Origin of the sequence: Ahrensia kielensis DSM 5890 (genome assembly GCF_000374465.1) — a bacterium.
Taxonomy (GTDB): domain Bacteria; phylum Pseudomonadota; class Alphaproteobacteria; order Rhizobiales; family Rhizobiaceae; genus Ahrensia; species Ahrensia kielensis.
In genome coordinates this window covers 614,513-636,737 of the sequence record NZ_KB894529.1, presented here as the reverse complement: position 1 = coordinate 636,737, position 22,225 = coordinate 614,513, and the positions used below count along the sequence as shown (strand labels likewise).

Annotated in this window: 29 protein-coding genes, 1 pseudogene and 1 riboswitch; of the genes and pseudogenes, 18 read left to right on the top strand and 12 right to left on the bottom strand. The window is 51.1% G+C overall.

Going from position 1 to position 22,225, the window contains the following annotated elements; all coding sequences use genetic code 11:
• Positions 1–98 precede the first annotated feature (98 nt).
• The 9 genes and pseudogenes from C504_RS19015 (at position 99) to C504_RS17520 (ending at position 5,927) form a co-directional block, all read left to right on the top strand.
• Positions 99–611 (top strand): ABC transporter substrate-binding protein, encoded by a 513-nt coding sequence (locus tag C504_RS19015; protein WP_018689060.1) that lies wholly within the window; start codon positions 99–101, stop codon positions 609–611.
• Positions 556–1,647, top strand: coding sequence for an ABC transporter substrate-binding protein (locus C504_RS0109270; RefSeq protein WP_018689059.1), 1,092 nt, complete (start codon positions 556–558; stop codon positions 1,645–1,647). The genes C504_RS19015 and C504_RS0109270 overlap by 56 nt, the downstream gene beginning before the upstream one ends.
• A gap of 69 nt (positions 1,648–1,716) precedes the next feature.
• The gene (locus C504_RS18835) at positions 1,717–2,157 is read left to right on the top strand and encodes an ABC transporter permease family protein (protein WP_169385088.1); all 441 of its coding nucleotides are present in this window, start codon (positions 1,717–1,719) and stop codon (positions 2,155–2,157) included.
• On the top strand, positions 2,136–2,525 hold the full coding sequence (locus C504_RS18530) for an ABC transporter permease (RefSeq protein WP_245555161.1): 390 nt from the start codon (positions 2,136–2,138) through the stop codon (positions 2,523–2,525). The genes C504_RS18835 and C504_RS18530 overlap by 22 nt, the downstream gene beginning before the upstream one ends.
• 70 nt (positions 2,526–2,595) lie before the next feature.
• Entirely contained in the window at positions 2,596–2,808 is a 213-nt protein-coding gene (locus C504_RS18320) for a hypothetical protein (protein ID WP_018689057.1), read from the top strand.
• The gene (locus C504_RS17525; protein WP_018689056.1) at positions 2,790–3,560 is read left to right on the top strand and encodes an ABC transporter permease; all 771 of its coding nucleotides are present in this window, start codon (positions 2,790–2,792) and stop codon (positions 3,558–3,560) included. The genes C504_RS18320 and C504_RS17525 overlap by 19 nt, the downstream gene beginning before the upstream one ends.
• Positions 3,561–3,573: 13 nt before the next feature.
• Positions 3,574–4,593: an ABC transporter ATP-binding protein gene (locus C504_RS0109250; protein WP_018689055.1), complete on the top strand. Its 1,020-nt coding sequence runs from the start codon at positions 3,574–3,576 to the stop codon at positions 4,591–4,593.
• A pseudogene (locus tag C504_RS19035) lies at positions 4,586–4,753 on the top strand (oligopeptide ABC transporter ATP-binding protein OppF); the annotation flags it as partial. The gene C504_RS0109250 and the pseudogene C504_RS19035, both read left to right, overlap by 8 nt.
• 34 nt (positions 4,754–4,787) lie before the next feature.
• A complete protein-coding gene (locus C504_RS17520) occupies positions 4,788–5,927 on the top strand; it encodes an ABC transporter ATP-binding protein (protein ID WP_245555149.1) in 1,140 nt (379 codons plus the stop codon).
• A gap of 178 nt (positions 5,928–6,105) precedes the next feature.
• Here C504_RS17520 and C504_RS0109240 read toward each other — a convergent pair whose 3' ends face one another.
• Positions 6,106–7,119 carry an aldo/keto reductase gene (locus tag C504_RS0109240; protein WP_018689053.1) on the bottom strand — a complete coding sequence of 338 codons (1,014 nt, stop codon included), beginning with the start codon at positions 7,117–7,119 and terminating at the stop codon, positions 6,106–6,108.
• A 26-nt stretch (positions 7,120–7,145) separates the two neighbouring features.
• On the opposite strand from C504_RS0109240, the gene C504_RS0109235 reads away from it, so the two are divergent.
• Positions 7,146–8,105: a LysR family transcriptional regulator gene (locus C504_RS0109235; protein WP_018689052.1), complete on the top strand. Its 960-nt coding sequence runs from the start codon at positions 7,146–7,148 to the stop codon at positions 8,103–8,105.
• Between the two features lie 38 nt (positions 8,106–8,143).
• On the opposite strand, the gene C504_RS0109230 is transcribed toward C504_RS0109235, so the two are convergent.
• The 6 genes from C504_RS0109230 to C504_RS0109205 form a co-directional block, all read right to left on the bottom strand.
• Entirely contained in the window at positions 8,144–8,533 is a 390-nt protein-coding gene (locus C504_RS0109230; RefSeq protein ID WP_018689051.1) for a VOC family protein, read from the bottom strand.
• A gap of 23 nt (positions 8,534–8,556) precedes the next feature.
• Positions 8,557–9,291 carry an amino acid ABC transporter ATP-binding protein gene (locus tag C504_RS0109225; RefSeq protein WP_018689050.1) on the bottom strand — a complete coding sequence of 245 codons (735 nt, stop codon included), beginning with the start codon at positions 9,289–9,291 and terminating at the stop codon, positions 8,557–8,559.
• Positions 9,288–9,962, bottom strand: a complete 675-nt coding sequence (locus C504_RS0109220; RefSeq protein ID WP_018689049.1) for an amino acid ABC transporter permease — start codon at positions 9,960–9,962, stop codon at positions 9,288–9,290. Before C504_RS0109220 ends, C504_RS0109225 begins: the two co-directional genes overlap by 4 nt.
• Positions 9,963–9,969: 7 nt before the next feature.
• On the bottom strand, positions 9,970–10,731 hold the full coding sequence (locus C504_RS0109215) for an amino acid ABC transporter substrate-binding protein (RefSeq protein ID WP_018689048.1): 762 nt from the start codon (positions 10,729–10,731) through the stop codon (positions 9,970–9,972).
• A gap of 146 nt (positions 10,732–10,877) precedes the next feature.
• A complete protein-coding gene (locus tag C504_RS0109210; RefSeq protein WP_018689047.1) occupies positions 10,878–11,327 on the bottom strand; it encodes a group III truncated hemoglobin in 450 nt (149 codons plus the stop codon).
• A complete protein-coding gene (locus tag C504_RS0109205; RefSeq protein ID WP_026317348.1) occupies positions 11,327–11,770 on the bottom strand; it encodes an Rrf2 family transcriptional regulator in 444 nt (147 codons plus the stop codon). The genes C504_RS0109210 and C504_RS0109205 overlap by 1 nt, the downstream gene beginning before the upstream one ends.
• A gap of 107 nt (positions 11,771–11,877) precedes the next feature.
• Here C504_RS0109205 and C504_RS18755 point away from each other — a divergent pair, with 107 nt between their 5' ends.
• The 5 genes from C504_RS18755 (at position 11,878) to C504_RS0109180 (ending at position 15,602) form a co-directional block, all read left to right on the top strand.
• Positions 11,878–12,048 carry a hypothetical protein gene (locus tag C504_RS18755; RefSeq protein WP_018689045.1) on the top strand — a complete coding sequence of 57 codons (171 nt, stop codon included), beginning with the start codon at positions 11,878–11,880 and terminating at the stop codon, positions 12,046–12,048.
• Between the two features lie 53 nt (positions 12,049–12,101).
• A riboswitch (cobalamin riboswitch) is annotated at positions 12,102–12,319 on the top strand.
• Between the two features lie 103 nt (positions 12,320–12,422).
• Positions 12,423–12,836, top strand: coding sequence for a DUF1636 family protein (locus C504_RS0109195; protein ID WP_018689044.1), 414 nt, complete (start codon positions 12,423–12,425; stop codon positions 12,834–12,836).
• The gene (locus C504_RS0109190; protein WP_018689043.1) at positions 12,833–13,618 is read left to right on the top strand and encodes an ABC transporter ATP-binding protein; all 786 of its coding nucleotides are present in this window, start codon (positions 12,833–12,835) and stop codon (positions 13,616–13,618) included. Before C504_RS0109195 ends, C504_RS0109190 begins: the two co-directional genes overlap by 4 nt.
• A 1-nt stretch (position 13,619) precedes the next feature.
• Positions 13,620–14,558, top strand: coding sequence for an ABC transporter substrate-binding protein (locus tag C504_RS0109185; RefSeq protein WP_018689042.1), 939 nt, complete (start codon positions 13,620–13,622; stop codon positions 14,556–14,558).
• Positions 14,559–14,561: 3 nt separating this feature from the next.
• Complete coding sequence (locus C504_RS0109180; protein WP_018689041.1) at positions 14,562–15,602, top strand: FecCD family ABC transporter permease; 1,041 nt, start codon at positions 14,562–14,564, stop codon at positions 15,600–15,602.
• A 16-nt stretch (positions 15,603–15,618) separates the two neighbouring features.
• Here the strand turns inward: C504_RS0109180 and C504_RS0109175 are convergent, their stop codons facing one another.
• From C504_RS0109175 to C504_RS0109165, 3 genes are all read right to left on the bottom strand, one after another.
• Positions 15,619–16,251, bottom strand: a complete 633-nt coding sequence (locus C504_RS0109175; protein WP_018689040.1) for a class I SAM-dependent methyltransferase — start codon at positions 16,249–16,251, stop codon at positions 15,619–15,621.
• A 103-nt stretch (positions 16,252–16,354) separates the two neighbouring features.
• Positions 16,355–16,573 (bottom strand): helix-turn-helix transcriptional regulator, encoded by a 219-nt coding sequence (locus C504_RS0109170; RefSeq protein WP_018689039.1) that lies wholly within the window; start codon positions 16,571–16,573, stop codon positions 16,355–16,357.
• 3 nt (positions 16,574–16,576) lie between these two features.
• Complete coding sequence (locus C504_RS0109165) at positions 16,577–17,026, bottom strand: hypothetical protein (RefSeq protein WP_018689038.1); 450 nt, start codon at positions 17,024–17,026, stop codon at positions 16,577–16,579.
• 175 nt (positions 17,027–17,201) lie between these two features.
• Between C504_RS0109165 and C504_RS0109160 the strand changes: the two genes are divergently transcribed.
• The 3 genes from C504_RS0109160 (at position 17,202) to tdh (ending at position 20,071) form a co-directional block, all read left to right on the top strand.
• Complete coding sequence (locus tag C504_RS0109160) at positions 17,202–17,759, top strand: helix-turn-helix domain-containing protein (protein WP_018689037.1); 558 nt, start codon at positions 17,202–17,204, stop codon at positions 17,757–17,759.
• 90 nt (positions 17,760–17,849) lie between these two features.
• A complete protein-coding gene (locus C504_RS0109155; protein WP_018689036.1) occupies positions 17,850–19,037 on the top strand; it encodes a glycine C-acetyltransferase in 1,188 nt (395 codons plus the stop codon).
• On the top strand, positions 19,034–20,071 hold the full coding sequence (gene tdh / locus C504_RS0109150; RefSeq protein WP_018689035.1) for an L-threonine 3-dehydrogenase: 1,038 nt from the start codon (positions 19,034–19,036) through the stop codon (positions 20,069–20,071). Before C504_RS0109155 ends, tdh begins: the two co-directional genes overlap by 4 nt.
• 41 nt (positions 20,072–20,112) lie before the next feature.
• On the opposite strand, the gene C504_RS0109145 is transcribed toward tdh, so the two are convergent.
• Both C504_RS0109145 and C504_RS0109140 read right to left on the bottom strand, forming a co-directional pair.
• Positions 20,113–20,814: a histidine utilization transcriptional repressor HutC gene (locus C504_RS0109145; RefSeq protein ID WP_018689034.1), complete on the bottom strand. Its 702-nt coding sequence runs from the start codon at positions 20,812–20,814 to the stop codon at positions 20,113–20,115.
• Complete coding sequence (locus tag C504_RS0109140; RefSeq protein WP_018689033.1) at positions 20,811–22,175, bottom strand: formimidoylglutamate deiminase; 1,365 nt, start codon at positions 22,173–22,175, stop codon at positions 20,811–20,813. Before C504_RS0109140 ends, C504_RS0109145 begins: the two co-directional genes overlap by 4 nt.
• Between the last annotated feature and the right edge of the window lie 50 nt (positions 22,176–22,225).

Below are 22,225 nucleotides of genomic sequence, written 5' to 3'. Positions count from 1 at the left end.
TTGCAATTTTTTGCAAGCCCTTGCAAGAACATTTATCTTCTTGTAGTCTCCGATCAATCAGGCCAGCGCTGGCCAGAAACTTCGGGAGGAAGATTTGCATGGGACATAAATTATCGGTACTTACTTTGATTGTGGCGCAGGTGGCGCTTGCCCCGAGCTCCGCTCTGGCTGCCCCGGCAGGGGAATTCGTGATTGCGGTTCATCAGGAGCCGCAGGATCTGGCGGCCCAGGGCGCCTACAAAGAAATCAACGCGCCCGGCCTGCGCAATGTGCTGGAGCCATTAATCGCGACCGACTCGAAAACCGGCGAATACATTCCGGTTCTGGCCGCTTCGTGGGGCCGTGTGGATGATAAGACTGTCCGCGTCACCCTGCGTGAAGGCGTCAAGTTTCACGATGGAACCGACATGACCGCCGAGGCCGTCGCAACCGCCGTCAGTTTTGTCTGGAACCCAGACAGCTCCTTCACCATTCAAGAATATGCCAGTCCCGGCGTGATGAGCGCCAAAGCAACCGGTCCGCTTGACGGCGTGGACTTCGACCGAACCGGACCCGATGCTGGAGTTTCGACTTACTCTCACCGGCATCTCCTCGGCCAAACAGATCGATGAGCGCCCAGCGGAGCATTTCAGCCATCCGATCGGTACTGGACCGTATTTCTTTGACGAATGGGTGCGCGGGCAATATTGGACTGCCAACGTCAACCCCGATTGGTGGGGTCTGGCCGCCGAGAATGCCTATGGAGAAGCTAAGCCCCAGTTCGAAAGCTTGCGCTTCATCTTTCACCCAGAAGGATCGGCCCGCAATGCGATGGTTCGCGCTGGCGAGGCGCATCTGGCCACCAATCCGTCGCCTGAGGACTGTTTAGCAGCCGAGAATAATGACGGCTATACTTGTGTCACAGGCCCTTCGGATGCTTATCTTTACGGACGGCTTGATCAATCCATGCACGCTCATCCCGCACTACAGGACATGCGGCTGCGCAGGGCGATCTTTCACGCGCTGGACTACGAAGGAATCGCGGATCTGATTGGTCTCGCCTCTGTTCCACAAGGCCAACTGGGTACGCCTGACATGCTGGGCTTTAATGAGGATCTGTCGCAATACGAATACAACCCCGACCTCGCTCTTCGGCTTGTGGAAGAGGCCCGCGCCGATGGACTGGTTGTGGAAGTCGTAAGACGCAGCAGCACGCCGCGAGTTGGCTCGATGACCGAGGCGATCGGCTTCTTTCTTGATCAGGTAGGCATCAAAACCGAAATCAACGTGCAGCTTCCGGACGTCTTCAACCCACGGGTCCGTATCAAGGGCTATGCCGAAGAAGCTCCCCGTGCTATGATGCAGGTGCATGTGAAGCAGAATGCCTCCGGCGAGTTAGGCAACTACGCGTGTCCTAACATCGACGATCCCTCGCGATCCTCGGTCCATTGCAACCCAGAGTTCGATATCAAACTGGCTACCGCGTTGACCTTGTCAGGTAACGAACGCGATGCGGCGCTTAAGGAACTTGTGGGCTTTCTCTACGAGCAATACCCGATCATCCCAATGGCACTACTCGACAAGGGATATCTGATCAGCGACCAGTACACCTACACCTTCGGGGTCGACCACAGGTTCCTCGCGGTGAATGTGACGCCAAAACAATAAGCCAGACACGTCCTGCGCGGACCGCCCCTTGCGTTCCGCGCCACACTGACTTCAACCAAGGTTTTGCCGATGCCATACCTGCTCAGACGTTTCATGCAGTCATTGACACTGCTATTTTTCTTGATCTCCTTCGTCTTCGTCTTCGTCTTCGTCTTCGTCTTCGTCGTCGGTCGTATCATTGGCGACCCAGCGCTTATTATGTTGGGAACTAGCGCCAGCGAAACCGCGCTTGACCAGTTGCGCGAAAATCTCGGACTGAACGAGCCTATCTGGCAGCAATACTTGGTTTTTTTGAGCGAATTGATGCACGGCGATTTCGGGGTTAGTTTCCGCTATGGCTTTTCGATGATGCCATCGGATGCCTTACGTTCAGAGGGCACACCAGTGCTGCCTATCGTACTGAGCCGCTTGCCCGCGACCTTTATGCTGGGGAAGCCTCCTTGGTATTTGCTTTTTCACTCGCCGTGGTGCTGGGTTGCCTTGCGGCGATGCATCCGCGGTCGTGGATAGATAACCTGGTCAATGTAATCTCGCTGGGCTCGGTCTCGCTGGTGCAGTTCTGGCTAGGCCTGATCCTGATCATCATTTTCAGCGTGCACTTAGGCCTTCTACCCACTGGCGGCTTTGGCACATGGCAACACTTTATTCTGCCAGCTTTGACACTGGCCGCGCGGCCTCTAGGACGGATTTCCCAAGTGGTACGCAGCGCTATGCTGGACGAGTTGTCAAAACCCTATATTTCCGCTGCACGTGCCAAGGGCGTACCAGAATGGCGCGTGGTCTTTGTGCATGCGCTCAAAAACGCCTCAATTCCGATCGCGACCTGCCGATGGTGCAGGCGGGTATCTGTGTGGTGGCCGCGCTGGTCATCTTCGTAAACCTGGCTGTGGACTTTGCCTATACGGTGTTGAACCCGCGTATCCAGATGGACAATCGAGGGGGACGAGCATGAGCGCCGTTCAAACAAACGAGGTCCCGCAGGGGGAAGATCGCGACCGTGCCGCTTCGATCACTGGGCGGGCCTATTTAAGCGCGCTAATACGCGACTGGGTGGCCTTTATTGCGGCGATATTCCTTGCGCTGTTGCTGATCGGCGTTGCCGGGCAGATTTCCTCGCACCATATGATCCTAACAGGGCTAACTTGGGCGCGCGGTTCATAGCACCATTTGGCACAGCGCGAGACGCCGGCTTTCACCTGCTGGGCACTGATGAGTTGGGGCGCGACCTGTATTCGCGGCTGATGCATGGCGCCCGCGTGTCGATGTCTATCGGCCTTTTGGGTGCATTTTGCTCTGGCGTTGTCGGCATCACGCTGGGGGTTCTCGCCGGGTTCTATCGTGGCTTGCTGGAAGACCTTTTGATGCGCGCGGTGGACGGCATGATGGCGCTGCCCTCGCTCTTGATCGCGCTGTTCATCCTGTTCGCGATCGGGCCCGGCTTTGGTAACCTGATCCTCATTTTCACGCTTCTGCACTGGATGGTCTTTGCCCGCATGGCGCGGTCGCTGACGCTGAACCACCAGCAGCACACCTATATCACCGCAGCTCGCGCCATTGGTGCCAGCGATACTCGGATCATCCTGACGCATCTGTTGCCCAACATGGTCTCCCCGCTGATCGTGCTCTTCACGCTGGAAATCGCGGTGTTGATCCTGTCGGAAGCGTCGCTTTCGTTCCACGGCTTCGGGGTGCAGGCGCCGCAATCCTCTTGGGGGTTGATGATCGCGCGGGGACGGGGATACATCAGTTCCGCTTGGTGGCTAGTGGTCATGCCAGGGGCTGCGATCTTCCTGACCGCTCTGGCGTTGAACCTCGTCGCTGCCTGGGCGCGGGCGATCACCGATCCAGTACAGCGCTGGCGCTGGCTAACCCCGCCACGCCACAAGAACCAGTCAATCGAAGACGATGAGTGAGCAGGAGAACATAATGCGTGCCATTCAACCATCCGAAGCACAAGGTGTGACTTCGGCCCCGCTGCTCGACGTCCGCGATCTGCGGGTGACTTTTGACACTCCCCACGGGCTTGTTCGAGCGGTTGGCGGGGTCAGTTGGACCCTCTCGCCTGGCGAGACGCTGGGTATCATCGGCGAAAGCGGCTCTGGCAAGAGCGTCGGTCTGGAAGCCATAATGGGGTTAATCAAGACGCCTCTGGGTCATGTGTCGGGCCAGGAGATTTTTGACGGACGAGACGTGCTGACTATGCCGGAAGGCGATCGCCGACAACTGCGCGGCGAAAAGATTGCGATGATTTTTCAGGACGCGATGAGTGCCTTGAACCCCAGTCTGACCGTCGGTACACAGATCTCCGAGGTCTATCGCCTGCGCCGTAAATGTAGTCATGCCGATGCCGAGCGCAAAGCTATCGAGCTAATGGACCGGGTTAAGATTCCCTCACCTAAGGCGCGGGTTGGCAATTACCCACATGAGTTTTCCGGTGGCATGTGCCAGAGGGTTATGATTGCCACGGCGTTGGCGCTGAACCCGCAGATTCTGATCGCTGATGAGCCAACAACCGCGCTGGATGTTACGGTGCAACGCCAGATCATGACATTACTGGCAGAGTTGCAGCGCGAAGATGGTATGGCGCTGGTGCTGATCACCCATGACCTCGGATTGGTGGCCGAAACGGTGGATCGGGCGATGGTTATGTATGCTGGGCGGTTAGTGGAAAGTGCGCCAGTGTCGGCCCTCTTCGAGGCCCCATCGCACCCCTACACTCGTGGATTGATCCAGTCGATGCCGCGGATCGACGGCGCCAGTGGTAAATTGCATGCAATCGGGGGAACGCCCCCCCCCGCCGCCGGACGGATGCCCAAGGGGTATTCCTTTCACCCGCGCTGTGAAATGCGCGCCGAGCGCTGTGGTATAGATCGTCCAAAGCTGCGGTCCGTCGCAAAAAACCACGCCGCTGCTTGTCAGCTAGCCGAGGAGATCCCCCATGACTGACACCCCGGTATTCGAGGTCCGCGACATTCGCCAGGAATATGTGCTTAGCAAACCTGGCTTTTTTGGGGGCAAGCTGCGCACATTGGCCGCGGTGCGCGATGTCAGCTTCACGTTGCGCCGCGGCGAAACTGTAGGTCTCGTTGGCGAATCTGGTTGCGGCAAATCGAGTCTCGCCCGCACCGTGTTGCGTCTCAATGAGCCGACTGGGGGGGGAAGTGCGCTATCATGGGCAGAATATCCTCGATCTGCCCAAAGCAGGAATGCAGAAGCTGCGCCGTCATATTCAGGTGGTGTTCCAAGATCCCTACAGTTCGCTCGACCCGCGTTTCACCGTACGCCGCATCCTGTCCGAACCATGGCAGGTCTTTCCTGAGATCGTATCCCCCGAGAAGCGCGAGGCGCGTGTAGCGGAACTGTTGTCTCTGGTCGGACTGAATCCCTCGGACGCCGATCGCTATCCGCATCAGTTTTCTGGCGGCCAGCGTCAGCGGATCGGAATCGCCCGCGCACTGGCGCTTGAGCCTGAAGTGATCGTCTGTGATGAAGCAGTCTCGGCGCTCGATGTTTCGGTGCAGGCGCAGGTGGTGAACCTGCTAAAGAATTTGCAGGACAAGCTGGGGCTAGCCTATCTTTTCATTGCACATGACCTGTCAGTGGTGCGACATATCTCAGATCGGGTGATCGTGATGTACCTAGGCCAGGTGGTCGAGGAGGGCCCGCCCGACGAAGTGTTTCGCAACCCCAAGCACCCTTATACCGTTGCCCTGCTCTCGGCCGTGCCCCTGCCCGACCCGAAACGGCGTAACCGCGAGGTGATTGTGCTGGAAGGCGAGGTGCTGAACCCGATCTTTCCTCCCTCTGGCTGTCCGTTCCATCCCCGCTGTTCCAATGCGCGCGACATCTGCCGGTCAACGCCGCCGCCGGTTCGCAAGATTGGTGAAATCAGCGCGCGATGTCATTTCGCAGGTGAAATGGACATGGTTGGAAAGTGCCGACGGTCGAACACGAAAGTTGAGCGCAAGCGCTTTGAATCACGAAGAGGTTGGCATCGGACAGGGAGTGTGCAAAATCTGGTGATCTCTGTTGCAAATTTTGCATTGGAAACCGATAGAAATCTATCGAGGTTATTACCACGTGTGGACGGCTTCCATTTAGCAAAGAGACCAGCGCATTGCCGCGCAACACCAACCGTGGCTTCGCATTGGTTGGCTATTCGCATGGGTTTGGCCAGAACAGCACTTTGTCCGGCGTTCTCAAAGTTGGGCAGGGCGATTTTGGCAATAAAGCCAAAGCATCTGTCAATGTCACATATGGCATGCGCTTCTAAGCCATAGATCGCTATAAAACAAAATGCCCCGGCGCTAAAAGCGCCGAGGCATAGCGGGTCTTGTCGCGTTTTTGATATGCTTTCGACTGCTGTGACGCTCATCATGGAAGCAGCAGCTGGCTTCCCATGGTGCGGCCGCTCTCCAAGTCCACATATTGACGGCGGTCTCTAGGGGGCAAAACAACTTAAACGTTGACCCCTTTCATGCCTTCAGCCGTATAACGTTCGCCATGCGCAGCACCAGACGGCACCAATCTGTCGAGCCGGTCAAGATCGGCAGTGGTTAGCGTGACATCAAGCGCGCGCGCGTTCTCTTCGAGATAGGGAATGCGCTTGGTGCCCGGAATAGGCACGATGTCTTTGCCTTGCGCTAAGACCCACGCGAGGGCGATCTGTGCAGCCGTGCAATCCTTTTCTTTGGCAAGCTGCTTTACATGGGTAACTATTGCGAGGTTGTTTTGGAAGTTCCCTTCCGCGAAGCGTGGATGCGCACGGCGGAAATCGTCATCGTCCAGATCATCCGTAGTCGTCATCTGCCCTGTTAGAAAACCGCGGCCTAAAGGAGAATATGGCACGAAACCTATGCCGAGTTCGCGGCACATCGCCAGCACACCATCCTCGGGATCGCGGGTCCATAGGGAATATTCGCTCTGCAATGCAGTGATAGGGTGAACGGCGTGGGCGCGGCGCAGCGTTTCAGTGCCGACTTCGCAGATGCCAATATGCAGTATTTTACCTTCAGCCACGAGCTTCGCCAATTCGCCCATTGGTTCTTCGATCGGGCGATTGGCTGCGACGCGGTGAATGTAGAATAGATCGATTCTGTCCGTTCCGAGCCGTTTGAGCGAGGCTTCGCAAGCAGAGCGTACATAGGCGGGATCATTGTTCAGATCACGGGCATATAAACCTTTTTCGCGCTGAATGCCAAACTTGGTGGCAATCGTCATCGCGTCGCGGCCACGCTCGGTGATTAGGCGGCTAATCAGCTCTTCATTATGTCCAAGACCGTAAGTGTCTGCTGTGTCCAGAAAACGGATGCCGAGGTCGAGCGCGCGATTAAGTGTCTCCATGGATTGTGTGTCATCGCGCGCACCATAGAATTCGCTCATACCCATGCAGCCGAGGCCAAGCGCAGATACCTGCAAACCACCATTAACGGAGCCTAGAGTGCGGCTAGGAAAAGATTGGGAAATAGGCATGTTTGGTTCCTCATTATTCATCATGAATGATACTTAGCATTGCGCTGAACGTTGTTGAACGTTCACTGGTGCACTGCTATCCTGCAAATATGCAAAACATGGATTGGAACCTTGTGCGCGATTTTCTTGCTGTTGCGCGAACAGGTAGCTTAAACAGAGCCGCGCAAAAGCTTGGCGTAAACGCGTCAACCGTTGGGCGGCGAATTGAGACGCTGGAGGGAACGTTGGGGGTTCATCTTTTCCAGCGCTCGCAGACCGGCTATGTGCTGACAGATGAAGGCGAAGGCCTCATCGCCCGTGCGGAGGCGTTTGAGGAAGCCAGCATAGCGTTTGAACGTCGGGCAGAAGCAAGCGGAAACGTGGAAGGGCGCGTATTATTGGCGACCACTGAGAACCTTGCAAATTTTTTGATCATACCCGCCTTGCCTGATTTTCGCGCACAGCACCCTAAACTCAGGCTCGAAATCTTAACCGACATTCGGGCCGTAAACTTGAACCGCCGCGAAGCCGATTTGGCGTTGCGAATGGTTCGGCCAACACAAGGCAATGTATCCATTCGTAGGCTCGGTACGATGCATAATGGCCTCTATGGATCAGTAGGTTACGTTGAGCGCAGGCAAGCCGAAAGCAAGGAAAAGGATAAGGGGCGTTTTGATGAAGATGAATTTATCTCATGGCCCGAACATTACGGCGACTTGCCCGCAGCGCAGTGGATTAATCGAGTGCTACAAGGACGAGCGCCTGCACTCGTGACATCGAGTTTGTACGCACAACTTGCTGCCGCACGAGCCGGATTGGGTTTAGCGGTTCTACCGTGTTTTATGGGAGATGCTGAACCTGTTTTGCGCAATGTTCCCAGTGATGCTGATGTAATCGTGCAGGAGTTTTGGCTCGCGATCCACACCGATCTTGTCAATTCAGCGCGCGTGCGCGTTGTCGCAAATTTTCTGACAGAACTTGTCCATAACAACTCAGCCAGGCTTTGAGCGTTGCAGGCCCCTAAAGAAACAAATCGTTTGCTTCATTAAGCGACTTCTTCGTCTGTGCGAAAATCAACATGGATGTGATTGCCATCGGGATCATACACATTGATTTGTACAATCTTGAAATCTGGCAACTCGCCACGGCGGTATTCTTCTCCGCGTGACTTGAGCTTTTCTTCAAATGCAGCAAGACCAGTTGCGCTGAGAGCAAAATGTTCAAGCTTGAGCAAGGTTTCCGAACCTGCACCGGCATCATTTTCAACGCCGATCAAATGTACCACAGCATTATCGCCTGCATAAATCCAAGCGCCAGGAAAAGGAAAGTCGGGCCTTGGCCCGCTTTTCATACCCAGAACATCGCAATACCACTTCACCATCACATCAAGCTGAGTGGTACGAATATTGACATGATCGAGCTTGGTAATATGCATTGGTGATTATCTTTCCGTGATATCTATTGGTTTATGCGCCGCAAGAAGCGCTGCAAACGCTCATCTTTGGGATCGCCAAACAATTGTTCAGGCGGCGCAGCTTCAACAATACGCCCTTCATCCATAAAGACCACGCGGTCAGCAATTTCTTTAGCAAATTGCATTTCATGTGTCACGATGAGCATGGTTTGTCTGCGCTCGGCAACACGGCGCATCAAGTCAAGCACTTCGCCAACCCATTCAGGGTCGAGCGCTGATGTTGGTTCATCAAACAACATGAGACTTGATTGCAAAGCCATCGCGCGGCCAATGCCAACACGTTGTTGTTGCCCGCCAGAGAGCGCCGATGGGTAGCTGTCTGCTTTATCTGTAAGCCCTGTTTCGGCAAGCACAGACATTGCGCGTTGTTCAGCCTCCGCTTCGGGCATTTTTTGCACCGTTACCAGTGCTTCCATAATGTTTTCTTTTGCCGTTTTGTTGGCAAAAAGAGCATAGTTTTGAAACACGAAAGCGGTACTGCGCTGTAACGCAAGAATATCTGATTTTGTGGCTTTCTTGGCATCGACTTGAAGATTGTCGATTTGAATTTGCCCGCTTTGTGGCCTGTCGAGAAAATTAATGCAGCGCAATAAGGTGGATTTACCCGTACCGGACGGGCCAATAATCACAACGCGTTCGCCATCTGCAATATCCAGATCAATTTCGTTCAGCACAGTTGTTTTATCAAAACGCTTTGTCAGCCCGCGAATGCTAATCATCGTGCATAAGCCTTGTTAAGAGAAATCTCCAACCGCTTTTGTCCTTGGCTTAAAACCTCGACCATAATCCAATAGATAACGGCAACCACGAGGAAGGCTTCGAAATATAAAAAGCTGCTGGCGGCCTCTTTTTGCGCAGCACCCATCATCTCTGTGACGCCCAATGTAAACGCGAGAGATGTGCTCTTAATCATATCAATAAAATAGTTGATCAGTGTCGGCGAGGCGACACGTGCTGCTTGCGGCAGAATAATCCGGCGCATCATCTGGGCTTGGGTCATGCCAACCGAATGAGCAGCTTCCCATTGGCTGCGGTCCACGCCGGTAATTGCAGCACGAATGCTTTCAGCCATATAGGCAGAAAAATGCAGCGTCAGGCCCAAAATTGCGGCTGTAACGCCGTTGATTTGCGTCAATACTGACAGCACTTGCGGCAAACCATAATAGAACAAAAACAATTGTACCAGCAGCGGTGTGCCGCGGAAAAAGCTGATGAAGAAAACAACAAACCAATCAAGAACCGGAACTTTGACCACACGCTCTACCGCCAACAAAATGGCCAAGGCAAGCGCGAGCACCATGCTGGCGGCGGCGATGCCGATAGTGATCGGCACATAGCCCAAAATCACCGGCACCAATTCGAACATGTAGTAAAGATCCAGTCCTTGCATATTTAGTCTACTCTTCTAGGCGGGTAATGTCTGTGCCAAACCATTTCATTGAAATTTCGGTCAACGTACCATTTTCGCTTAAGGTTGTCAGCGCAGCATCAACCTTATCGTGAAGTGCTTTGCCCTGTTCTGTTTTGGCAAAGGGAAGGGCGTTGCGCAATTCAGAAAATGGCTTGCCGGATAGGGCCAAAGGCAAAGGGCTTTCTTTGATAAGCTGTGCGGATGAGACACGGTCCATGACAAAGGCATCAACACGGCCAAGCGCTACGTCTTGAGCAATGTTAGATTCATAGGTGCGAATATTGATTTCATCTGCATAGGGCAGTTCTTTGAGCAGCTCTTCAAAGTTTGAGCCAAGATTTACCGCGACGGATTTACCGCGTAAGTCTTCGACACCTTTGATCGCATCATTGCCGCGCTTGACGACAACTTGTGCGCCATCAATCACATAGGCTTGGGTAAAGTCGAACTTGGCTTCGCGCTCTGGCGTAATGGTAATCTGGTTGGCGATTGTATCAATCCGGCCAACATCAAGCGCGCCAATAAGACCGGAAAATGACATTGTTTCAAACGCGATTTCTAATCCGGCTTCTTTGCCAACGGCGTTCATCACGTCCACTTCAAAACCTTGAAGCTCACCCTTTTGAACAAAGGTAAAAGGAAAATAGCCGCCGGACATGCCAACGCGTAGTGTTTTAGCATCATCAGCAAAAGCTGAGGTTGCCATTAAAACGGCAATCGCTGCCGCAGCTCCTAATTTCTTCAACATCGAATTATCCTTATGAGTAGAGGCCGCCCACAGTAAGGTCTGTTGTGCTGTGAAATGCCAGACTATGCGCAAGCTGTTTGTTTTAGTAGGGCGGCATATAGGTATTCGTTGCGGGCTGTAAAACCAGCTTAGAGAAGAAAATTAGATCATATATTCCGTTTGGGGATCTCAAGATGCCCAAACATAGCGAGCTTGAGACTTTCTGCAATGCGTTCTGCACGCTCCATGAAATAGCCGATTGCCTCATGTGATGGTGCTGTCTCTTCCAAGGTGCTGCGGAATAGCATGAGCCATCTGTCAAAATATTCCGGTGATATACCGCTCAATTTTTGATGCGCCGGAACGGGCCTGCCGGAATAGCTTCCGGAATTTAGTGCAACGGATGACCAGAATTGCTTCATCTTAGTTAGGTGTGGGCCCCAATCGCCTGTGATCTCGGCGGCAAATATAGGCCCCAATATTTCGTCTTTGCGAATGCGATTATAAAAGCTCTCCACAAGCAGTGAAATATAATCCTCATCGATGCCCAAAGAGCTGGCGCGCGCCTGAATCTCTGCGCGACGCTCTGCTGCCGTTTTGTGAACATAAGTTTGCATCAGGCAATCTCCTGAAAAAGTAGTTGCTTTAAATCATCATTGCCTTCGACGAGGTCTGCAATGTTGTGGTCATCAAGCACGGCTAGAAAAGCCAGTACCGCATTGTTGAGAACGTTCTTTAATTTGCAGGAGGGCGTAATAACGCATTTGTTGCATTTGCCGCCTTGGTGGCATTCAGCGACTGCGAAATCTGCTTCAATACTGCGCACGACATCACCAATGATAATTTGCTTAGCGGGCAGTTTTAGCTTTAGGCCGCCGGAGCGTCCGCGCACACTATGCACGAAGCCAGCTTTGCCAGTCAGATAGGCAACTTTGATCATGTGATTGTTGGATATTTCAAAATAATCGGCAATCTCGCGGATGGTGCAAAGCCGCTCACTATTAACGGCAAGATACATCAGCTGCCGCAAGGCGTAATCGGTTTGAACATTCAGTCGCATAATGTCACCCTATAAAGAAGTATATAATATATTGCTTTTAAAGTCGCTGCAAGCTATGACTGTGAAAATCTTCATGAAGTTCGTGAAAACCAATAGGTGGAACTGCGATGACAAAATTAGGCCAAATGCTACTTAATGCCTTTCTGTACCCAGGCGATCTCGTGCGACGTAAGGTTGGTATGACTGTCGAAGAAGACGGCGGTATGTTGAGATCAATTGTTAATATGATCGTGTGGGGCACATTGGTTTTGCTCGTCTGGTTTCAGTTCTTCGCATAATAGCAAACAACGTGCCATCTGCTTAAAAATCACTTGTCGCCAAACGGATATTCTGACAGAACTCTTTATATGGTTCTGCGTACCCTTAAACGGGCAGCAGATTAAAAGGGAACATGGTGAGGTGTAGCCAACAGGCGCTAAATCCATGACTGCCCCCGCAACTGTGAGCGGTGAGTAACCTTGAGTTTGACCACTGAAACAAATGTTTCGGGAAGGTTCAAGGGAGCTGAGACCCGCAAGTCAGGAGACCTGCCATGTCAGATCAATTCAACCTGGGCGGGGTGTCCCAGCAAGGAGCATGGACATGTATAACCGGTTCACCGGATCATCGTCAGTGATTACTTGCGCGCCTCCCGCTCATTGCGGAGGGCATCATGGCCCATTCAAAAAAATCAAATCATCGTATCACCGTTTGTGTCTCATGTAGACATAAAAATACAGATTGCCGGCCGGGCTACGAGCTAATTGAGCAATTGCGTAAAGCTATTGACGCTGCAGGCGATGCTGTATGTGAGGACTTTTCTGTTTCAGGCGTTGCCTGTATGGCGGGTTGTAGCCGCCCATGCACGGTCGCCTTTCACGGTTCGAAAAAAGCGACTTATCTTTTTGGCGATATAGATCCCAATGAAGATATCAACGATCTTATCGCATTCGCAAATCAATACGCACGTCTACAAGATGGATGGTGTTCTTCTACCGATAGGCCCGGAAAATTGCGCCATTCTACATTGGCACGTGTACCAGCGGCCATGATTGCGAATGAAGAGATGGAACAGGTTTTACAATGAGCGCAGCAAAGCTGAACGTTATCAACGCGTGCTGGAATACACGCCGCGGCGACCCAATTCTAAAGCCGCTCTCTTTAAGCTTGAATGCTGGGCGCGTTATGGGTGTTGTTGGCGCTAATGGCGCAGGTAAATCGACATTTCTGCGCTTGCTGTATCGCTATCAAAAACCGTCGCAAGGGCGCATTGAGATTGATGGACGCGACATCTGGGCATTGTCACCAAGGCTGGTTGCTCAAAACGTTGCCGCCGTATTGCAAGAGCAGCCGACAGACTTTGCGCTGACGGTAAGAGAAATCGTTGAATTGGGGCGCACGCCATACCGCAGCATATTATCAGCGAAGAACGAAAACGATTCTACCATTGTGGATTCGGCACTGCGTAAACTTGAACTTTCGGAATTCGCAAGTCGTCGCTTTGGCACTTTGTCGGGCGGCGAACGTCAACGCGCAATGGTGGCCAGAGCGCTCGCGCAAGAGCCAAATTTGCTTATCCTTGATGAGCCTACCAATCACCTCGACATTAGGCATCAGTTAGAAATCATAGAGCTCATTCGCGATCTGGATATGACCATTGTAACCAGTTTGCATGATTTGAATATGGCGGCAGGGGTCTGCGACGAGATTTTGCTTTTAAAGCAAGGTTCTGTGCTTGCATTCGGGCCGCCTGAAACGGTGCTGACCAATCAATCGGTTTCCTATGCTTTTAATGTTTCTGCACAATCCGAAAAGCTCATGCCTACCGATCGTCTTCATTTTACTTATACATTGATGGGAAGAACCTGACATGAATAAAGCTGTACTCAGCCTTGCTATATTGGCATTCACTTCAACGGCAGCGATTGCCGAAACGACCGTTCAAAGTTGTAACCGCACGGTTACTTTTGATGCGCCACCAAAGCGCGCAGTTTCACATGATGTCAATTTGACCGAAATGATGTTGGTGCTGGGCCTTGCAGATCGTATGGTCGGTTATTCAGGCATTTCCGGCTGGACAAAGTTGGATGAAGAAATGCGGGCTGGTGTTAAAGAATTGCCCGAGCTTGCAAAGAAATATCCAACAAAAGAGGTACTTATCGGCGCTGATGCGGACTTTCTTTTCGCTGGTTGGAATTATGGCATGAAGGTCGGCGGTGAAGTGACGCCAGACACGCTGGAGCCATTCGGCATCAAGGTCTACGAGTTGACAGAGAGCTGCATTCACATCGGTGAAAAACCGAAAGTATCTATGGATGACATGTATAATGACTTGCTCAATCTCGGTAAAATTTTCGAGGTTGAAGAGCGCGCACAAGAGCTTGTAGACGGCTATAAATCTGAACTTGAGGCAATTACCAAAACGTTGAAACAGGGTGCCACACCACCGCGCGTATTTGTATATGACAGCGGAGAAAGCACGCCGTTTACAGCGGGCCGATACGCCATGCCAACGGCAATGATAGAAGCCGCCGGCGGGGTCAATATTCTTGAAGACCTTGAAAAAAGTTGGACAACGATAGGCTGGGAAGCCGTTGTTGAGCGGAATCCAGAAATAATAGTGATCGTGAATTATGGCGATGTAACAGCCGAACAAAAGCACGAATTCATGATGTCAAATCCAGCCTTTGCCAATCTTGATGCTGTGAAAAACGACCGCTTTATTGTTCTGGAATATATTGAGGCAACGCCGGGACCACGCAATATTAAAGCAATTAAAAAGCTCGCTTCTGCTTTTGGGAATAATTAGGCTATGAGCCAAGCAAGCAGTATAAAATCTCTACATGCATTGCCTGTGGTCTGGATCGCAGGTTTTATCGTGTTGCTGATTTCGGTAACATTTGCAATCAACGTTGGTGCCGTTTCTATCGCATCATCAACTGTTTGGGGGGTATTGGCCAACAAACTCTATCCTGGTTTGATAGACGTAACATGGTCAGCAGGCCGCGAAGCGATTATTTGGGATCTTCGTTTTCCGCGAGCATTGTTAGCTGCAATGGTTGGCGCAGGGCTGGCATTGGTCGGTGCCAGTCTCCAAGCGGTCACACGCAATCCTTTGGCCGATCCTCACTTGCTTGGCATTTCATCGGGCGGTGCTTTCGGCGCTATTTTTGCGCTTCTGCATACGGGGTTGTTTTTGGGTTTGCTCACCGTGCCATTATTGGCGTTTGCCGGTTCTCTTGCCGCAACAGCGATTGTTCTTGGCGTGGCCCGCGTAGCAGACGCATCAACGGCAGACCGCTTGGTGTTAACAGGCGTTGCAGTCTCATTCATCGTTATGGCTCTTGCCAATGTTCTTATCTTCCTTGGCGACCCACGCGCGACGCATACCGTAGTTTTCTGGATGTTAGGTGGCCTTGGTCTCGCACAGTGGTCTCAGCTGGTTTATCCGGCAGTCGTACTTGCAACGTGCGGCTTCTGGCTCTGGGTTCGCGCAGCACAGCTCAATGCAATGACAATTGGCGACGAAACCGCATCAACGCTTGGTATATCCGTTGCGCGGTTTAGATTGGAAATTTTCGTGATCGGTGCCCTGATCACAGGCGTGATGGTCGCATTTTCTGGCGTGATTGGTTTTGTCGGCCTCATGGTGCCGCATGTTGTGCGCATGTTGGTCGGCGGCGATTATTACCGCGTTTTACCCATCAGCGCACTTGTCGGAGCGATCTTTCTTCTTTGGGCGGACATCATTGCGCGCACAATTATGGCACCAGAGGATATGCCCATCGGTATCGTTACAGGCCTGATCGGCGGGATATTCTTTGTCTGGTTGCTAAGACGCAATAGAATGTGAAGCAGCTTATGCTCAGTTAAACAGGTTTCCTTGCGACGATGAATACAGTCGCATCATCTTTTGGGTGCCATGTGCTTTCAATTGTAAAGCCATGAGCCATCATGTGTTCTGCCAATTCATCTGCTTTCAGCGGTAACACTTTTGGGATTAAGCCAAGAGCACCAAAGGGCGCTAATGCAAGGTGAATTAAGGCATTCATATCGCCGAGGCATACTGTTGATGAGAAAAAATATGCACCGGGCTTCATCAATTTGTGGACCTGCGCCAGCGCATCATCAAGATCGGGTAGCAAGTGAAGAATCGACATGCCGAGCACGGCATCATAACGAGACCCGTTTTGTGGCTGGGGCCAATCTTGCAAAGTGGAAACGAAAAATTTCACATTCTGAATTTCCTTGGCGCTTGCCTTTTCGGTTGCAATCGCAATCATTTCAGATGAAAAATCAATCGCGTCAATATGTGATACACGTGGTGCATGGATGAGTGACGTTGTGCCGCTTCCGCAGCCAAACTCAAAAACCGTATCTGTGGGCTGTAAATAGCTCGCTGTAATATCCAGTTTGTGCTGGTAGGATTTGGTATCTTTTACGGGGCGGCGTGCATAACCACGCGCCATAAAATTCCAAAACCGTGCAGGGCGAATAAGCATGTGAGTATCCTTTTAAACCACGCGTTTGCACTCGATCTATTCAGATCATAGGAAACACAAGGCCGTATGATAGTTGATTGAATCCATTTTGAACGCAGCGCTGTCAGGCGGCATCTTCAATATTGAACACTTCTTCTAAGGGCTTGCCAAAGACGCGTGAAATCAAAATTGCTAACTCAAGCGTAGGGGAATATTTGGCATTTTCGATAGCAACAATTGTTTGGCGCGTTACGCCCACTTTTTCAGCTAAATCTTTTTGTGTCATTTCATTGGCGTCAAAACGAAGACGCCTAAGATTATTGGTGATGGTTAATTTGGCCATGTTTTAATAACCCCGCCGATAACTAATAAATTTTACAAAATCGGCAGTGAGCGAACCGAGCGCCATAGAAAAATAAATAATGTTGAACCCAACAACGGCAGACCAGCCCAAAGCAAGGGCAAGAATGGATGCGACAAACCCCAGCCCAATCAGTATGACGATGGCCATGGTGCCGCGTTGTTCAAACATCTTGTCACGTTCATCGACCAGAAGACTTGGGTTTTCATTTCCAGTTATAATGCCGTAACCGATGTTAAATAAAATGGTGCCGATGATCGTACTAATGATCCCAATTGGAATCATCCAGACCACCATTTGCGCCCAAACATTAATGGCATCTGGTCCATCGAATTGGCCTGCGGCGTTCATCTCAAAAAGCCGGAAGATGATGTAACTATTTACAGTCAAGCCGACAATGATCGACACGATATTGTTGCGATCTTGATAGTTCATGTGAGCCTCAATTTAGAAAAGCATAATACAGAAGGGTCTTATATATTTGTCTTTGAGTATGAAATAAATGACATTCTGTCAAATATTTTTTACATTTAAAATTCCAACAGTAAACTACGAATGTGCGATATGTCTCTATGGACGAAATGTGGCGACGCATCTATCTTGCATCATTATGGAAAGAACAGATGAAATATTGACGCTATTGCCTGCGCGCTTGAAAGAGGCGCGCCGTGCAAAGGGGCTGTCGTTGGATGCTGTCACCAAGCTGTCGGGCGTGTCGCGTAGCATGGTGAGCCAAATCGAACGTGGTGAATCATCGCCGACAATATCGACACTGTGGAACCTGACGCGCGCGTTGCAGGTTGATTTTGCTGGATTGCTTACCGATAGCCAGGGTGATCGCATTGAGGTATTGCGCGGCGATGCCGTGCCAACGATTGAAAATCATGGCAATGGTTGCGCTATCCGTATTTTATCGCCGCCCGAAGAAGTTGGAAAGCATGAAGTTTATGAACTTCGCTTTGAGGCCGGCGGCGTGCTCGCCAGCCAGCCACATACTACCGGTACGCGTGAGCATTTAACTCTTATTGAAGGTAAGCTGACGGTTGCCAGTGGATTGGCGAGCGATCATCTGATCGCTGGTGATACGGCGCGTTATCCAGCTGACGTTGAGCACAGCATTTCGGCTGATGAACCTTCCAGAGCCTTTTTAGTTGTGCAACATGGATAGTGGCGTGATAACGGATTAATATCCGGTATATTGAAATTTCTGTTTCGCACGAATATCCATTGTGGTATTGGTGTGAAAACGGAGGTGAATATGAGCCAAGCATTTCTGAAACATATTAACGACACCCTTGCGCAAATTGATGCGGATGGGATGATGAAGCGCGAACGCATGATAACGTCGCCGCAGGGCGCAGAAATAAGCGTTGGCGGACGGCAGGTTATCAATCTTTGTGCCAATAATTATTTGGGCCTTGCCGACCATCCCGACCTTATCGCAGCAGCAAAAGCTGCAATGGATCATCAAGGCTTTGGCATGGCTTCTGTTCGCTTTATTTGCGGCACTCAAGATCTTCATAGGGAACTTGAAACGCAGCTGGCGCAATTTTTAAATCAAGATGACAGCATATTGTTTGCGGCATGTTTCGATGCCAATGGAGGGCTTTTTGAACCGCTCTTAGGACCAGAAGATGCCATTATTTCTGATGCGCTGAACCACGCCTCAATTATTGACGGTATTCGTTTGTGCAAAGCAAAGCGTTATCGCTATGCCAATTCCGATATGAATGATCTTGAAGACCAGCTTAAAGCTGCCAAGGCTGATGGTGCGCGTTTCATCATGATTGCAACCGATGGCGTGTTTTCGATGGATGGTTATCTGGCCAATCTTCCAGACATTAAAAAGCTAGCTGAAAAATACGGCGCTTTAGTTATGGTCGACGATTGCCATGCAACAGGTTTCATGGGGCCAAAAGGCGCTGGTATGCCAGCACATTTTGGTGTCGAAGTTGATATTGTAACGGGCACGCTCGGCAAAGCGCTTGGCGGCGCTGTTGGTGGCTATATTGCAGGCCCGCAGCCAATTATTGATTTATTGCGACAGCGCTCGCGTCCTTATTTGTTTTCCAACTCCTTGCCACCTGCCATTGTTGCTGCGGGAATAGAAGCGCTGCGTTTGGTGAGGGAGGGCGATGACCTTCGCGCTAAGCTTTTTGAAAATGCAGCCTATTGGCGGGCGGGTCTGACACGTCTTGGCTTTGATATTTTGCCGGGCGAACATCCGATTATTCCGGTGATGTTGGGCGATGCGCAGCGCACACAAAATATGGCACAGCGATTGTTTGAAGAAGGCGTCTATGTCAGCGGGTTCTTCTTTCCTGTTGTGCCGCGCGAGCAAGCGCGTATCCGCACGCAGATGAATGCAGCGCTAACACGCGGTGATCTTGATCGTGCGCTACATGCGTTTGAAGTTGCAGGCAAAGCAATTGGAGCGCTCGCATGACCAATGAAATGAAGGCGCTTGTCAAAGCAGAACCGCGCGAAGGACTTTGGTTGCAAACGGCACCTGTGCCAGAGATTGGTCCTGACGATGTTCTGATCAAAATAAACAAAACCGGAATTTGCGGCACCGATATTCATATTTGGAACTGGGATGAATGGGCGCAAAAAACCGTGCCTGTGCCGTTGATAACAGGGCATGAATTTGCCGGTGAGATCGTTGAAGTCGGCCGTGACGTCAAGGATATTCAGTTAGGGCAGCGCTGTAGCGGTGAAGGGCACTTGATCGGAAAGCACTCGCGGCAAAGCCGCGCTGGGAAATTCCATCTTGATCCTGAAACAAGAGGAATTGGCGTTAACGAGCAGGGCGCATTTGCGCAATATCTTCGCTTGCCTGCCTTTAATGTGGTGCCACTTCCCGATGAAATAAGCGATGATATTGGTGCAATCCTCGACCCGCTTGGCAATGCTGTTCATACGGCGTTGAGCTTTGATTTGGTGGGTGAGGATGTGCTGGTAACTGGTGCTGGCCCGATAGGCATAATGGCAGCAGCCGTTGCTCGCCATGCCGGTGCCCGTAATGTCGTGATTACAGATGTAAATGCGGAGCGTTTGGCATTGGCCGCCAAGGTTGCAGATGTGCATCCGGTCAATGTTGCAAAAGAAGATTTAAACGACATCAAAGCAAAATTAAAAATGAAGCAAGGATTTGATGTTGGGCTTGAAATGTCTGGCAATCAAATGGCACTTGATCAAATGGTTGAAGCGATGGTCATGGGCGGCCGCATTGCAATGCTTGGTATTCCGCCCGGTAAAAGTCCCGTGGATTGGAGCCGTATCGTTTTCAAAGCAATTACCATTAAGGGTGTTTATGGCCGTGAAATTTTTGAAACATGGTACAAAATGATCGCGATGCTGCAAAACGGTTTGGATGTATCAGGTGTAATTACGCACCGTTTCAAAGTGGATGATTTTGAACAAGGTTTTGCGGCAATGAAATCGGGGCAATCCGGTAAGGTGGTTTTGGATTGGCGTTAGCATTTGATTGAAGGAGTGCGAATTATCGCTGACGAGCAAAGTTAGATTTCTGTATGTATTCTGTAGCCCGGTGCAAAGACGAGCCGCACAGATGTAATCGCGCCTTCTGCTTTCCAAGTGCTTCTGTCGATTACGAATAGGCCTTCGCCTGTTTTGCAGGAAAGCATTTCTGCTTCAAAATCGCCCGCGCAAAGAGCAGAAAAAGCAATGTCGCCCGATGTGAAAGGAATGTTTTCGACAAGCCATTCATTGGGGCTTTGCTTGGAAAAATCGACATCGCGAACAGCTGGAACAACATTGGAGTTGATCCAGCGATTTTCAAATACATAGGGCTCACCATTGGCCATATGCAGGCCAACAATGTGTAATATTTTTTCATCTGGTTTAAGGCGCATACGGGCGGCCATGTCGCGCGGCGGAACGACTGTTTCGGTGCTGACAAGCGCATAACGATAAGCATAGCCCTTGCCTGTGATTTCCTTACGAATAATTGGAATATCAAGTGTTGCTTTGCGCACTGGATGGGTTGCAACACGCGTTCCAGCTTTGCGCCGCCGCTCCAGCAGGCCTGTGTCAGCAAGATTTTGTAATGCGCGGTTCACTGTCGCGCGCGCGCACCCAAATTCACTGGCAAGCTGGGCTTCATTCGGAATTAAATCGCCAGGCTTCCATAATTTGGAATTGATCCTATTGAGAACCTCTTGCTGAACCGATTGCCAGTTTTTGATTGCAGTTCCAGTCAAATTGCGTCTCCGAGTTGGCGCATAATTTCCTTGAAACGGTTTGTAATTTTCTCACGTTTCATATGTGCCCCATTGGTTACCACATGGCGGCCAGCAGACCAGACTTCTTTTACCATGCGGTCATCGCCAGCAAAAATATAAGTATCAAGAATGGTGTCACCGCTCTTTGCCGCCAGATCAACGCAGTCATAATCCAATGCGATCAAATCAGCCAGATAGTCCTTGGCAATGACGCCGCATTTTCTGCCTGCTGCAATCGCGCCGCCATGATTGGCAGCTTCAAATAGCCTGCGTCCAGTGGATAGGTTCGGTGTTGCTAATGCTGCACGCGTATTATCACGTAGGCGCTGGGAGTAATCCAAAGTGCGTAGTTCTTCGCTAAGCGAAATGCGGATATTTGAATCAGAGCCAATGGCAATTGCGCCATTTTCGTTAAACCACCTAACGCCGTCAAATGTACCATCGCCAAGACTGGACTCGGTTATAGGGCAAAGTCCGACAACGGCGCCCGACTGCGCTAATCCTGCGGTTTCATGTGGTTCCATTTGGGTGCAATGGATCAAGCACCAGTTTGGGCCGGGTTCACAGTTTTCTAAAAACCATTCGACAGGGCGTGCACCATAATGCGATTTTACTTCTTCGACCTCAGGGATTTGCTCTGCAAGATGCATATGGATTGGATGATTGCCAGCAAGTTCTAAAGCTTGTTTTATATCTTCTGGCGCGACAGCGCGAAGGCTGTGCGGCGCAAGACCAAGGGTGCAGTCATTTGGCATCGAGCCAATAATGCCGCGCGCCTGATCATGAAGTTTTGCGAAACGCTCAAAATCATTGCCAAATCGAATTTGGCCCGCGCCGAGCGGACGCTTGTCACAGCCGCCATATTGATAATGCACGGGCAGTAACGTTAGGCCAATACCGGTAAGCGATGCTGCGGCGGCAATACGCTCAGACATTTCAGCAAGGTTGGCATAGGGTGTGCCGCCAGCTTGGTGGTGCAGATAATGAAATTCAACATTGGTTGCATAGCCAGCTTCCAACATTTCCATCTGAACAAAGGCTGCAATGCCTTCCACATGATCGGGCGTTAGACGGTCCAAAAAGCGGAACATCAATTGACGCCATGTCCAAAATGAATCGGAAGGGTCAGGTCCACGCCGCTCGGTAAGTCCTGCCATAGCCCGCTGAAACGCATGGCTGTGCACGTTTGGTGGTGCGGGCAGAAGAACGCCCACTTCCGTGCCTTCTTCCGGTTGATCCTTTGTCGCCGAGATAATTTTACCATTCGTATCAAATTCCACTCGGACATCATTTGCCCAGCCATCTGCAAGCAGAGCTGTTTTGGCCCAAATCACGGTCATAAAATTCTTCCTTGACAGTTTATTATGTGCAGACATATAAATTATTGGAG

What these genes read in the sequence shown, in the direction of transcription:
- C504_RS0109175 (WP_018689040.1), bottom strand. Translation starts at nt 16,251, where the DNA reads ATGCTTATTCGCCCTGCACGGTTTTGGAATTTTATGGCGCGTGGTTAT.
- C504_RS0109220 (WP_018689049.1), bottom strand. Translation starts at nt 9,962, where the DNA reads ATGCAAGGACTGGATCTTTACTACATGTTCGAATTGGTGCCGGTGATT.
- C504_RS0109205 (WP_026317348.1), bottom strand. Translation starts at nt 11,770, where the DNA reads ATGCGACTGAATGTTCAAACCGATTACGCCTTGCGGCAGCTGATGTAT.
- C504_RS0109190 (WP_018689043.1), top strand. Translation starts at nt 12,833, where the DNA reads ATGAGCGCAGCAAAGCTGAACGTTATCAACGCGTGCTGGAATACACGC.
- C504_RS0109160 (WP_018689037.1), top strand. Translation starts at nt 17,202, where the DNA reads ATGGAAAGAACAGATGAAATATTGACGCTATTGCCTGCGCGCTTGAAA.
- C504_RS0109165 (WP_018689038.1), bottom strand. Translation starts at nt 17,026, where the DNA reads ATGAACTATCAAGATCGCAACAATATCGTGTCGATCATTGTCGGCTTG.
- C504_RS0109225 (WP_018689050.1), bottom strand. Translation starts at nt 9,291, where the DNA reads ATGATTAGCATTCGCGGGCTGACAAAGCGTTTTGATAAAACAACTGTG.
- C504_RS0109195 (WP_018689044.1), top strand. Translation starts at nt 12,423, where the DNA reads ATGGCCCATTCAAAAAAATCAAATCATCGTATCACCGTTTGTGTCTCA.
- C504_RS0109180 (WP_018689041.1), top strand. Translation starts at nt 14,562, where the DNA reads ATGAGCCAAGCAAGCAGTATAAAATCTCTACATGCATTGCCTGTGGTC.
- C504_RS0109210 (WP_018689047.1), bottom strand. Translation starts at nt 11,327, where the DNA reads ATGCAAACTTATGTTCACAAAACGGCAGCAGAGCGTCGCGCAGAGATT.
- C504_RS0109270 (WP_018689059.1), top strand. Translation starts at nt 556, where the DNA reads ATGCTGGAGTTTCGACTTACTCTCACCGGCATCTCCTCGGCCAAACAG.
- C504_RS18530 (WP_245555161.1), top strand. Translation starts at nt 2,136, where the DNA reads ATGCATCCGCGGTCGTGGATAGATAACCTGGTCAATGTAATCTCGCTG.
- C504_RS0109170 (WP_018689039.1), bottom strand. Translation starts at nt 16,573, where the DNA reads ATGGCCAAATTAACCATCACCAATAATCTTAGGCGTCTTCGTTTTGAC.
- C504_RS0109230 (WP_018689051.1), bottom strand. Translation starts at nt 8,533, where the DNA reads ATGCATATTACCAAGCTCGATCATGTCAATATTCGTACCACTCAGCTT.
- tdh (WP_018689035.1), top strand. Translation starts at nt 19,034, where the DNA reads ATGACCAATGAAATGAAGGCGCTTGTCAAAGCAGAACCGCGCGAAGGA.
- C504_RS0109235 (WP_018689052.1), top strand. Translation starts at nt 7,146, where the DNA reads ATGATACTTAGCATTGCGCTGAACGTTGTTGAACGTTCACTGGTGCAC.
- C504_RS18320 (WP_018689057.1), top strand. Translation starts at nt 2,596, where the DNA reads ATGAGCGCCGTTCAAACAAACGAGGTCCCGCAGGGGGAAGATCGCGAC.
- C504_RS0109185 (WP_018689042.1), top strand. Translation starts at nt 13,620, where the DNA reads ATGAATAAAGCTGTACTCAGCCTTGCTATATTGGCATTCACTTCAACG.
- C504_RS0109215 (WP_018689048.1), bottom strand. Translation starts at nt 10,731, where the DNA reads ATGTTGAAGAAATTAGGAGCTGCGGCAGCGATTGCCGTTTTAATGGCA.
- C504_RS0109155 (WP_018689036.1), top strand. Translation starts at nt 17,850, where the DNA reads ATGAGCCAAGCATTTCTGAAACATATTAACGACACCCTTGCGCAAATT.
- C504_RS0109140 (WP_018689033.1), bottom strand. Translation starts at nt 22,175, where the DNA reads ATGACCGTGATTTGGGCCAAAACAGCTCTGCTTGCAGATGGCTGGGCA.
- C504_RS0109250 (WP_018689055.1), top strand. Translation starts at nt 3,574, where the DNA reads ATGCGTGCCATTCAACCATCCGAAGCACAAGGTGTGACTTCGGCCCCG.
- C504_RS18755 (WP_018689045.1), top strand. Translation starts at nt 11,878, where the DNA reads ATGACAAAATTAGGCCAAATGCTACTTAATGCCTTTCTGTACCCAGGC.
- C504_RS19015 (WP_018689060.1), top strand. Translation starts at nt 99, where the DNA reads ATGGGACATAAATTATCGGTACTTACTTTGATTGTGGCGCAGGTGGCG.
- C504_RS18835 (WP_169385088.1), top strand. Translation starts at nt 1,717, where the DNA reads ATGCCATACCTGCTCAGACGTTTCATGCAGTCATTGACACTGCTATTT.
- C504_RS0109240 (WP_018689053.1), bottom strand. Translation starts at nt 7,119, where the DNA reads ATGCCTATTTCCCAATCTTTTCCTAGCCGCACTCTAGGCTCCGTTAAT.
- C504_RS17520 (WP_245555149.1), top strand. Translation starts at nt 4,788, where the DNA reads ATGAGCCGACTGGGGGGGGAAGTGCGCTATCATGGGCAGAATATCCTC.